The 10,687-nt window shown below is 40.3% G+C and carries 12 protein-coding genes and 1 riboswitch; of the genes, 5 read left to right on the top strand and 7 right to left on the bottom strand.

Annotation, left to right across the window (positions count from 1 at the left end; all coding sequences use genetic code 11):
- Positions 1-63: 63 nt before the first annotated feature.
- The 7 genes from ACEQ1T_RS07670 to ACEQ1T_RS07700 form a co-directional block, all read right to left on the bottom strand.
- The gene (locus ACEQ1T_RS07670) at positions 64-807 is read right to left on the bottom strand and encodes a hypothetical protein (protein ID WP_206835581.1); all 744 of its coding nucleotides are present in this window, start codon (positions 805-807) and stop codon (positions 64-66) included.
- A gap of 148 nt (positions 808-955) precedes the next feature.
- Positions 956-1,723: a TatD family hydrolase gene (locus ACEQ1T_RS07675; protein WP_206835583.1), complete on the bottom strand. Its 768-nt coding sequence runs from the start codon at positions 1,721-1,723 to the stop codon at positions 956-958.
- 11 nt (positions 1,724-1,734) lie between these two features.
- The gene (locus tag ACEQ1T_RS07680; RefSeq protein ID WP_206835585.1) at positions 1,735-2,469 is read right to left on the bottom strand and encodes an ABC transporter ATP-binding protein; all 735 of its coding nucleotides are present in this window, start codon (positions 2,467-2,469) and stop codon (positions 1,735-1,737) included.
- Positions 2,466-3,233 carry an ABC transporter permease gene (locus ACEQ1T_RS07685; RefSeq protein WP_370222298.1) on the bottom strand — a complete coding sequence of 256 codons (768 nt, stop codon included), beginning with the start codon at positions 3,231-3,233 and terminating at the stop codon, positions 2,466-2,468. Before ACEQ1T_RS07685 ends, ACEQ1T_RS07680 begins: the two co-directional genes overlap by 4 nt.
- On the bottom strand, positions 3,230-3,523 hold the full coding sequence (locus ACEQ1T_RS07690; protein WP_206835589.1) for a thiamine-binding protein: 294 nt from the start codon (positions 3,521-3,523) through the stop codon (positions 3,230-3,232). Before ACEQ1T_RS07690 ends, ACEQ1T_RS07685 begins: the two co-directional genes overlap by 4 nt.
- Before the next feature lie 13 nt (positions 3,524-3,536).
- The gene (locus ACEQ1T_RS07695; RefSeq protein WP_370222299.1) at positions 3,537-4,541 is read right to left on the bottom strand and encodes an ABC transporter substrate-binding protein; all 1,005 of its coding nucleotides are present in this window, start codon (positions 4,539-4,541) and stop codon (positions 3,537-3,539) included.
- A 106-nt stretch (positions 4,542-4,647) separates the two neighbouring features.
- A riboswitch (TPP riboswitch) is annotated at positions 4,648-4,756 on the bottom strand.
- Positions 4,757-4,829: 73 nt separating this feature from the next.
- Complete coding sequence (locus tag ACEQ1T_RS07700) at positions 4,830-5,243, bottom strand: YkvA family protein (protein ID WP_206835595.1); 414 nt, start codon at positions 5,241-5,243, stop codon at positions 4,830-4,832.
- Between the two features lie 147 nt (positions 5,244-5,390).
- Between ACEQ1T_RS07700 and ACEQ1T_RS07705 the strand changes: the two genes are divergently transcribed.
- The 5 genes from ACEQ1T_RS07705 to ACEQ1T_RS07725 all read left to right on the top strand — a co-directional run.
- On the top strand, positions 5,391-6,116 hold the full coding sequence (locus ACEQ1T_RS07705) for an NAD-dependent deacylase (RefSeq protein ID WP_370222300.1): 726 nt from the start codon (positions 5,391-5,393) through the stop codon (positions 6,114-6,116).
- A gap of 109 nt (positions 6,117-6,225) precedes the next feature.
- On the top strand, positions 6,226-6,399 hold the full coding sequence (tatA, locus tag ACEQ1T_RS07710; RefSeq protein WP_113883262.1) for a twin-arginine translocase TatA/TatE family subunit: 174 nt from the start codon (positions 6,226-6,228) through the stop codon (positions 6,397-6,399).
- Between the two features lie 285 nt (positions 6,400-6,684).
- Complete coding sequence (gene treP, locus ACEQ1T_RS07715; protein WP_206835602.1) at positions 6,685-8,091, top strand: PTS system trehalose-specific EIIBC component; 1,407 nt, start codon at positions 6,685-6,687, stop codon at positions 8,089-8,091.
- An 87-nt stretch (positions 8,092-8,178) separates the two neighbouring features.
- The gene (locus tag ACEQ1T_RS07720; protein ID WP_370222302.1) at positions 8,179-9,855 is read left to right on the top strand and encodes an alpha-glucosidase; all 1,677 of its coding nucleotides are present in this window, start codon (positions 8,179-8,181) and stop codon (positions 9,853-9,855) included.
- A 41-nt stretch (positions 9,856-9,896) separates the two neighbouring features.
- Positions 9,897-10,687: alpha-amylase family glycosyl hydrolase (locus ACEQ1T_RS07725; protein WP_370222303.1), on the top strand; the 791-nt coding region annotated here is incomplete at its 3' end.

Below are 10,687 nucleotides of genomic sequence, written 5' to 3' on the forward strand. Positions count from 1 at the left end.
TGTCCTGCTCCAGGCGAAACCGGGTTATGATTGTACCCGATTAGCAAAAGCCTTCCGCTTTTATTATTGAATAGGACAATATGTTCTCCATTCCCCGCTCACACATACTTTATGGCGGGGTACATAACAGTCAATGATTACCGTATCTGGATTAAGTCCACTTTCTTTTAGCTGGGAAGAAACTGAAACTTCAGGCTCAGTATTTGCGGATGAACAAGGGTATCCGCCACGCCATTCGTATTTTGTACAGTAGTAGCATAACTCTGCTGCTGCTGTGATTTTATCGGAGGAGTCAGCATTGCTTTTCACTGTTCCTTCAATCAGCTGTGTTTTTTTCTTTTCAACCTCGAGCAAATAATCAGTAAAGGTACTGTCTTTCGAGATATCTATTTTGGTCTCTGCATCCGTTTTAAGGTCTTTTACATAAAAAGCCTGGTCCTCTATAAGCCTGCTGTAATCAACAAGCCGGACTTTTAATCCTTTTCTGTCGGACTCATATGAAAATGATAGAAGTGACGAGAAATTTACAAGGGCTTTTTTATCTAAGAAAACATTTTTTTCTTTGTATTCAATTTCATATTGAACTGTCCAGCCATATTGTTTTCCTTTTTCATCAATAAGAGCTTTTGGCTTGGCGGCTGCATCTTTTAAAATGGAGGATTTAAATTCCTTAAACTCATCAGCCTTCAACACGGCTTTCATGAAATCTTTCTCAGTCAAATCAGCAGAACGGCTTTTGGGCTCTGCAGAAACATTGCCTGAAAAGACTAGTAAAATAGTCAATAACAAGAAAATATATCTTTTCATCACATACCTCCTAAAAGTATTGTCCTATATAAGATTAACCTACATTTCCAAAATTAGGAATGGTGCGAAATGATTATATTTATCTAGTATATTTTATCTAATATGAATAAAAAACAGCCTTATGGTAAAAGGCCGCAAGGCTGTTTGATCAGTCAATATTATAGAAGCTTTTTGTATTTTCATATAGCTTCTTAAGAGCTTTGCTGAAACCTATTTCTTTTAGTTCAGCAAGGGATTTGATGGAACGGGCCATCATTGCTGGATGGGTAGGCTTGTTTTTAAAAGGGCCTTCGAATTTCCATGGACCATCTGTTTCTGCCATCAATTTATCCAGCGGGTAAGCCCGTACAAGGTCCTGTATTTCTTTTTCGTACACGATATCTGGAGTAAAGGAGATGTAATAGCCATTGGCAATCAGCCTGCTTACGGCTGCGGTGTTACCTTTAAACCAGTGAAAATGAGCTTTTTTAATCGAATGCTTTTCCAATAAATTGCACACAATCGGTGCATCATCATAAATTGCATGGAGGGCAATGGGCTTATCCCACCTTTTAGCGAGCTTAATGAATTCTTCGAGAAGTTCAATATATCCGCCATGATGCTTGCTTCCATCAGACCTTAAATAGTATGGGAGGCCAACCTCGCCAACAGCAGCCATCTGCTCTCTGTGAACCTTTATCCAGCTGAAAAGCTCTGAAATATCATGATCACTGGGGAGAACCTGTTCAGGGTGAAAACCAAAGGCAGGTTTAACAAAGGGATAAATTTCTGCAAGAGCAAGATTTCTTTTGCAGGATGCTAAATCGCTTGAAACTGTTACAAGTGAAAGCTGAAACGGCAGCTCATGAAACATTTTCTCTAAATCAATATTGCTGTACTTATCAAGATGAATATGGGCATCAATATACTTATCCATGCTGTTGCCTCCTAATGATTTTTCAGCGCATGATGGATGCTTCTTTTGCAGGCAAGGAAATTCTCATTGAGAAAAAGTTCCTCCATTCTTGGCCTGTTAAAGGGTACTTTATATTCATTTATTACTTTAGCAGGCTTGCTGCTAAGTACTAAAATTCGGTCAGAAAGGTAAATGGCTTCTTCAATATTGTGAGTTACGAACAGAATTGTGGGTTTATGCTCATTCCAAATATCAAGAAGCCATTTTTGCATATCATGGCGGGTAAGTTCATCTAAAGCAGAAAAAGGTTCATCCAGCAAAATGATTGGCTGCGGGCTTAATAATGCCCGGATAAAGGCAGCCCTTTGCTTCATCCCCCCTGATAATTCATGAGGATATGCATTTTCATAGTCACCGAGACCAGCTTTTTGAAGCATCTTTTTTGCCGTTTCCGAATCGGATTTACCCATTAGCTCCTGGCCAAGCAGAACGTTTTGAAGAATGGTTCTCCATGGCATCAGGGAAGGTGTCTGGGGCATATAGCTTATTGAACCGCGTTTGCCGTTGATCTTCACATTCCCAAGCGTTATGGACCCTTCGTCAGGCAGGAGCATCCCGCCAATGAGGTTGAAAAGGGTACTCTTGCCGCTCCCTGAAGGGCCTAAAATCGAAACAAATTCCCCTTCATTTATATGAAAACTTAAATTGTCTAAAACCTGATTTGAATCAAAACTTTTGGTTAAATGATTAACTGATAATTGTATCATTTCCTGGCACTCTCCCGTGACTTCCATTTAATCAGCAAACGTTCAGCCAGTAATATTCCTCCAAAAAACAGCAAGCTTAACAGCATAATGGTAAAAATGGCAACAAAAACACGGTCCGTCCTAAATGAAGAAGAGGCTAAAGTCATATAAACACCTATTCCTGCTTTAGCTCCGAGCCATTCGGATATTACAGCACCCATCACACTATAGGTTGCGGAGATTTTTAGCCCTGAAAATAAAGAAGGAAGGGAATAGGGAAGCTCCAGCTTCCAAAAAAGCTGACCTTTGCTGGCACCTGCCATCAGCATATAATGCCTAAGTTCTCCGGGGGTTTGGCGAAAGCCGTCCAATGCAGCAACTGTAATGGGGAAGAAACAAACCAGCGTGATGACAATCAGCTTTGGAAGTATCCCGAAACCAAACCATACAACCAGCAAAGGAGCCAGTACAATTATAGGCACATTCTGTGAAAGTATGAGGAGAGGGTAAACCGACTCCCTTATAAAAGGCAATAAGTGCAGAATAACAGCTGTGAGTAATCCTATGACGGCGCCAATGAGAAATCCCAATAGGGAAAGCATGACTGTCGATTGAAGATGAAGGCGGAAGCCCTCCAGCCCCGAAATCGCTTCATGAACGATATCTGTCGGCGGAGGCAGGAGCCATGCAGGAACTTCTGCCAGATTTACTGCCAATTCCCAAAGAATGAATAAAAGAAGGAGAACCGCAGCCGGCCTCCATCCTTTTCTGAATACATTTATCATGAACGGTATTTCTCCGTTAAATCACTCATTTCAATACCGTCCGGCTGATATAGAACCTTAACCTGTGAAATTACATTGCTGCTTCCTTTTTCAATCATTTTTCTGTTCATATCGGCTATGATTTTTAATAAATGGTCTAAATCGCCTTCCATCGTGGTTTCTAGGGGATGCACCTCGTGCTTAACACCAGATTGCTGAATAACATTAATTGCTTCATCAACGTAAGGTATAACATTTTCCCCATCTTTTGTTTTCGGTATGATCTGAATGCTTACAAGTGCGTTTGCCATATTTGAACTCTCCTTATTCCGGCAGGAAGTCATTTGTAAATGCTTTGCCGGCATCTAATTCTTTATCTAATAGACCATTATCATGCATCCAGTCTGCATAGTTTTCCCAGACTGCAAGCTTTTGTTCACCCCATCTTGGAGCATCATCCTGATAGCGGGGGGATAGCCATTCCTGGCTCTCTTTTACCAATTCGCTGTCAAGGTCCGGAGCATTTTTTAACAAAATATCTGCTGCTTCGCCAGGCTGATCGATTGCAAATTCATAACCTCTGGATGCTGCTTTTACAAATGCTTTGACAGTATCCGGGTCATCTGCAATCATTTTTTCGCTGGTTGCGAGAACGGGCGTGTAGTAATCCAGTTTTTCTGAGTAGTCGGTAAGGTAGACCATATTAATCTTTTCCCCCCGAAGTTCTGCTTCTACACCTGTCCATCCGTAATAAATCCATGCGAAGTCTATATCTCTTTTAACAGCTGTGAAAAAGTCAGCATCTCCCATGTTAACAATTGAGACATTATCAACATTGACGTTTTCCTTCTTCATTAGGGAATCTATTACAGATTTTTCTACAGGAGCTCCCCAGCCGCCATAAGTTTTTCCTTCAAAGTCTTTCGGCGATTTAATGTTTTTTTCAGCAGGGGATGCAAAACCGGAAGTATTATGCTGTATTACAGCTGCTATCGATACAAGGGGAACTCCCTGTACACGGGCTTCCGTGATGCTTTCCTGATAGCTGACACCGAAATCAGCCTTGCCTGATGCAGTCAATTGATCTGCACCTGCTTCACCTGGCATTATAATTTCGACATCGAGCCCTTCTTCTTTAAAATATCCTTTGTCCTTTGCGGCATATAAGCCGGTATGATTGGTATTGGGTGTCCAATCCAATACAACAGTAACTTTTTTCAAATCTTGTTTGCTGTCTGCATCTTTGCTTCCAGTCTGATTATCCGCTCCATTGCCGGCACAGCCTGAAAGAAACAGAAGTGAACAGATAGCCGCAATCCACTTTTTCATAAATAATCCTCCTAAAACCTTTATGTAATAAGGAAAGTTAATGATAGTCTGCCCTGAAAAATAAAAACGCCCCGGTATAAACCAGGGCGCATATAAAAACATTTAGTATGTTTAAGAATATGTTCCCTACGCTGGTATGAGCCAGATCAGGTTCAAAGGGTCAGCATCTTAATGATGAAGTCTCAACCGGCATACCGGTTCCCCTACATTTCCTGCTATTTAATTTTGACAGCATAAATACTTTCCATCATTATTATAGCAAATAATATCAAAATGGACAGAAAATAATTATTTCATCTCTATCGTCCTGCTTTCTTTCCAGATTTTGAATTTTTCAAGTTCACCTGTAATTTGGCTAACGGCAAAACCAAGTACTGCTGCATCATCTAAAATTCCCATTCCTATTAAAAAGTCAGGAACAAGGTCTATAGGGGAAACAAAGTATAGGACGGAAGCAATAATAAAGATAACCGATTTTCTTGAAATATGCCGGTAATCGCCTTTAGACCATGCTTTAACCAAATCGATCAGAAGCTGAAACTTTTCCCATATATCACTTAATGAAGATTTATTTTTATCTGCTTTAAGTGTAGCCTTTCTTAGCAGTACTTTTGTTTTTTCAGGGTCTTCCGCATAACGTTTGGCCCTGGCAGAAAATTTTTTATAGCCGTCCTTATAATCTTTCGTTTCTATTTCAGGCATAGCTATCACTCCTATATTTGATAATTCGCATAAACAGTTATAATCTAGTATTTACCGCATACCTGACATGACATAAACATTTCACCGGGAGAAATAAATGGAAATCAAATTTAACCTGTGACAAAACCTTATTGGGGGCTGATATCTATGCTTGAGAAATGGCTTCAGGAATCAAATTATACAGTAATATTAACTGGAGCAGGAATGTCGACGGAAAGCGGACTTCCTGATTTCAGGTCTGCCAATAATGGTTTATGGAATGGGAAAGATCCTGGAAAAATAGCCAGTACAGAAGCATTAAATGAAAATGTGAACGAGTTTATTGAATTTTATCGGCACAGGGTAATCGGGCTTAAGGAGTGCAATCCCCATAAAGGGCACTATATTCTAGCAGATTGGGAAAAGAGAGATATTATTAAGAGCATTATCACCCAGAATGTGGATGGATTTCATGGACTGGCGGGAAGTAAAAAAGTATCAGAGCTCCATGGGAATTTGCAGACACTCCATTGCCAGAAGTGTAAAAAAGAGTTCCCGAGCGAGGGGTATTTGCATGGACAATTCCAATGTAATTGCGGTGGTGTGCTCCGTCCTTCAGTAGTTCTGTTTGGGGAAATGCTTCCTGAGGAGGCTTTAGATTTCGCAGAGGATGAAACAGAAAAGGCAGAACTTTTTATTGTTCTGGGATCATCCTTGAATGTAACACCTGCAAATCAGTTTCCGCTGATTGCCAAACAAAACGGGGCAAAACTGGTGATAATTAATTTGGAACCTACGGACTTCGATATTTATGCTGATGAAGTGATCCATAACCGCAAAATTGGTGAAGTATTAGAAGATCTTGATAGAGTCTTTAATAGTGAAAAAACGTGAATTCATAAAAAAAGCTGCCATGCTATGATTTTTTAAGTCAATCTACTATAATGGACAATGAACATGATTGCTACTGCCCATGCGATATGATATATAAGGAGTGTTCAGCATGTTATCAAACATCGGTATTCCAGGTTTAATTCTCATCCTGGTTCTGGCTCTTATTATTTTTGGTCCTAAAAAACTTCCTGAAATAGGGAGAGCATTTGGGGAGACCTTAAAAGAATTTAAGAAATCTACCCGTGAACTCACAAAAGATGATGACGATGATAAAAGGAAATAAGATTATTCAATAGGTTTAGAACCGGCTTTGCAGACAATTAAGTCTCGAAGCCGGTTTTTTTATTTTCTGACATCCAGAGAGATTGAATGGGTATATAAAAGAGAGAAAAGAAAAATTGGTTGACTAACATGTATATACAAGATAGAATGAAAGCGTAAACAGTTCATGTATATACAAGTCAGGTTCTGTTAATTGGATATATTTGTAAAGTTCGAGAACAATAAACAAAAACCTTATAACTGTTTTTTCTTTAATATGAAAACGGTAACAGGAGGAGAGCGAAGAATGGCTACAAATAAAGAGTCAGCAGAGCAAATTGTAGAAGCTATCGGGGGCAGGGATAATATTGCAGCGGCAACTCATTGTGTTACACGACTGCGTTTTGCGTTAAAAGACGAAGGAAAAGTCAATAAAGAAAAACTCGAAAATATAGATATTGTAAAAGGCTCATTTTCCACAAATGGACAATTCCAGGTTGTCATTGGACAAGGCCTGGTTGATAAAGTGTATAAAGAAATGACAGATGCGACAGGAATTGGCGAATCGTCTAAAGAAGAAACAAAAAGTGCTGCTGCTGAAAACTTAAATCCATTGCAGCGCGGAATTAAAACACTTGCAGATATTTTTATTCCAATCCTTCCGGCTATCGTTACAGCTGGTTTGCTGATGGGAATCAATAACATTATGACCGCACCGGATATTTTCTTCGATGGTAAATCGTTTGTTGAAGTTTATACAAACTGGGCCGATCTGGCGGGCATCATTAACCTGATTGCCAATACTGCTTTCGTATTCCTTCCCGGTTTGATTGGCTGGAGTGCCGTAAACAGGTTTGGAGGAAGTCCTCTTCTTGGTATTGTGCTAGGTTTGATGCTTGTGCACCCGGAACTTTTAAATGCATGGGGCTATGGTTCAGCTGAAGAAGTTCCGAAGTGGAATTTATTCGGTCTTGAAATTGAAAAGGTAGGTTACCAGGGGCAGGTATTGCCTGTATTATTTGCTTCATACGTATTGGCTAAGATAGAAGTATTTCTGCGAAAAAGAATTCCTGATGCTTTTCAGCTTCTGACTGTTGCGCCGATCGCTTTACTGATCACTGGTTTTCTTTCTTTTATTGCCATTGGACCGATTACATTCACGATTGGCAGCTGGATTACAAATGGAGTTGTCGGAATCTTTGATGCCGTTCCAGCCCTTGGAGGCTTGATTTACGGAGGATTATATGCCCCTCTCGTTATCACTGGTATGCATCATACTTTCCTTGCAGTTGATCTGCAGTTAATCGGCAGCATTGGCGGCACGTTTTTATGGCCGATGGTTGCACTGTCTAATATTGCACAGGGCTCCGCTGCTTTTGCCATGATGCTGTTAAGCAAAGGGAACGAAAAGCTGAAAGGGCTTGCGCTTACTTCGTCCGTATCAGCATGGCTTGGAGTCACCGAACCTGCTATGTTTGGGGTGAATCTTCGCTTTAAGTACCCGTTCTTTGCAGCGATTATTGGGTCAGCAATTGCAGGCATCTTCATCACTATTAATGGTGTTAAGGCACCGTCAATAGGTGTAGGAGGCTTGCCGGCATTCTTCTCCATCTTTGCGGAAAACTGGGGTGCTTTCTTTATCGGAATGGGTATTGCACTTGTTGTACCGTTTGTATTGACTTTAGCTTTCTCGAAATTAAAAAAAGCAGAATAGAAAGGTTGATGCCATGGGGTTTTATAATTCCGTGGTATCGCCATTTTATAAGGCTTGCACAAAAATGTAAATATCGGAGGTCACCATATGAAGAAGCAATGGTGGAAAGAAAGTGTAGTTTACCAAATTTACCCTCGGAGCTTCATGGATAGCAATGAAGATGGAATTGGAGATTTGCAGGGAATCATCTCCAGGCTGGATTATTTGAAAGAGCTTGGGGTTGATGTGGTTTGGCTTTCACCGGTTTATAAATCGCCAAATGATGATAATGGATATGATATCAGTGATTATCTGGATATTATGAGTGAGTTTGGAACAATGGAAGATTGGGAAGTACTTCTCGGAGAGATGCATAAGAGAGAGATTAAACTCATTATGGACCTGGTGGTAAACCATAGTTCAGACGAACATATCTGGTTTGCAGAGTCCAGGAGATCCAAAGACAATCCATACAGGGATTATTATATATGGCGCGAAGGAAGGAATGGAAAAGAGCCGAATAACTGGGGAAGCAATTTCGGAGGATCCGCCTGGGAGCTTGATGATAATACAGGAGAATATTATTTGCATCTGTTTTCAAAGAAACAGCCAGATTTAAATTGGGATAATCCGGAATTAAGAAATGAAATATACGACATGATGACTTGGTGGCTCGAAAAAGGAATTGATGGATTCAGAATGGATGTCGTCAACTTCATCTCCAAAGTGGAGGGACTTCCTGACGATGAACCTAAGCCTGGGAAGAAATATGCATCTGGAAGCAAGTATTATCGAAACGGCCCAAGAATTCATGAATACCTGCGGGAGATGAATGAAAAGGCCTTATCGAATTATAATGTTATGACTGTTGGCGAAATGCCCGGTGTGACTCCTGAATGGGCCAGGCAATATACAGGAGAATCACGCAATGAGTTGAATATGGTCTTCCAATTTGAACATGTTAGCCTGGATAACGGGCCAAATGGCAAATGGGATCTTAAACCGCTTGATCTGTGTGACTTAAAAACAAATCTGACAAAATGGCAAAATGAGCTGGATGAAGATGGCTGGAACAGTCTTTACTTTAATAATCATGACCAGCCGCGTTCTGTTTCAAGATTCGGCAGTGACGGAGAGTATCGGGAAAAGTCGGCTAAGATGCTCGCAACATTGCTTCATATGATGAAGGGAACTCCTTATGTTTATCAGGGAGAAGAAATTGGAATGACGAATGTCCGTTTCTCAAGCATTGAAGAATACAGAGATATAGAAACACTTAATTTTTATAAAGAATCTCTTAACGATGGGTGGACAGAGGAAAAGGCCCTTGAAAGCATCTATGCAAAAGGGCGTGACAACGCGCGGACACCGATGCAATGGGATTCATCAGAGCATGGGGGATTTACAGCTGGAACCCCATGGATAAAAGTAAACCCTAACTATAAAGACATTAATGTGGAAAAGGCAATGAAAGACCCTGAGTCTGTTTTTCATTACTATAAAAAGCTTATTGAACTTAGGAAGAAACATGAAATTATTGTTTACGGCAGGTATAATCTAATACTTGATCATCATCCTGAAGTGTACGCTTATACAAGAACAATGGGCAATCAGATACTTCTGGTCTTGTGCAACTTCTATGGAGGAAACCCAGAAGTAGAACTCCCAGCATGCATCCAGGAAAAGAAATTTGAGGCGCTGATTGGGAATTATCAAGATATACAAATTAGCAGACCAACTAAGCTGCGCCCCTATGAAGCTCAGGTCCTTCTTTTTAACAGCTAAAGAACCTCAATTTATAAAAAACTAAAACAGGTGTGATTCTAATGAAACAACCATGGTGGAAAAATTCAGCAGTATATCAAATTTATCCGAAAAGCTTTAACGATACGACAGGAAATGGGGTTGGAGACATTCCTGGAATTATTGCCAAGCTTGATTATTTAAAAGAATTAGGTGTGGACGTCGTATGGCTGACGCCAATCTATAAATCTCCGCAGCGCGACAACGGATATGACATTAGTGACTATTTCAGCATTCACGAAGAATACGGAACTTTAGCTGACTTTGAAAAGCTTCTTGAAGAGGCTCATAGCCGGGAAATAAAAATCATTATGGATATAGTAGTAAACCATACCTCCACTGAACATCATTGGTTCCAGGAAGCAAAAAAATCAAAAGACAATCCATACCGCGATTTTTATATCTGGAAAGATCCTAAGGACGATGGAAGCGAACCGACAAACTGGGAATCTAAATTCGGAGGGAATGCATGGCAATATGATGAAGCAACCGGCCAATACTATCTCCATCTTTTTGATGTCTCACAGGCGGATCTAAATTGGGAAAATGAAGAGCTTCGCCGAAAAGTGTATGACATGATGGAATTCTGGTTTGAAAAAGGTGTAGATGGCTTTAGACTTGATGTAATCAATCTGATTTCTAAAGACCAGCAGTTTCCCGATGACGACGGGTCTGTGCCTCCAGGCGACGGCAGAAAATTCTATACAGACGGACCTCGTGTGCACGAATTTTTGCATGAAATGAATGAAAATGTATTTTCAAAATACGATAGTATGACAGTTGGCGAAATGTCCTCCACATCCATTGATCATTG

Source organism: Cytobacillus sp. (assembly GCF_964223445.1).
GTDB lineage: Bacteria > Bacillota > Bacilli > Bacillales > Cytobacillaceae > Cytobacillus.

Coding starts and splice junctions, on each gene's coding strand:
- ACEQ1T_RS07700 (WP_206835595.1), bottom strand. CDS start 5,243: ATGCCTGAAATAGAAACGAAAGATTATAAGGACGGCTATAAAAAATTT.
- ACEQ1T_RS07695 (WP_370222299.1), bottom strand. CDS start 4,541: ATGAAAAAGTGGATTGCGGCTATCTGTTCACTTCTGTTTCTTTCAGGC.
- ACEQ1T_RS07685 (WP_370222298.1), bottom strand. CDS start 3,233: ATGATAAATGTATTCAGAAAAGGATGGAGGCCGGCTGCGGTTCTCCTT.
- ACEQ1T_RS07680 (WP_206835585.1), bottom strand. CDS start 2,469: ATGATACAATTATCAGTTAATCATTTAACCAAAAGTTTTGATTCAAAT.
- ACEQ1T_RS07690 (WP_206835589.1), bottom strand. CDS start 3,523: ATGGCAAACGCACTTGTAAGCATTCAGATCATACCGAAAACAAAAGAT.
- ACEQ1T_RS07705 (WP_370222300.1), top strand. CDS start 5,391: ATGCTTGAGAAATGGCTTCAGGAATCAAATTATACAGTAATATTAACT.
- ACEQ1T_RS07720 (WP_370222302.1), top strand. CDS start 8,179: ATGAAGAAGCAATGGTGGAAAGAAAGTGTAGTTTACCAAATTTACCCT.
- tatA (WP_113883262.1), top strand. CDS start 6,226: ATGTTATCAAACATCGGTATTCCAGGTTTAATTCTCATCCTGGTTCTG.
- treP (WP_206835602.1), top strand. CDS start 6,685: ATGGCTACAAATAAAGAGTCAGCAGAGCAAATTGTAGAAGCTATCGGG.
- ACEQ1T_RS07670 (WP_206835581.1), bottom strand. CDS start 807: ATGAAAAGATATATTTTCTTGTTATTGACTATTTTACTAGTCTTTTCA.
- ACEQ1T_RS07675 (WP_206835583.1), bottom strand. CDS start 1,723: ATGGATAAGTATATTGATGCCCATATTCATCTTGATAAGTACAGCAAT.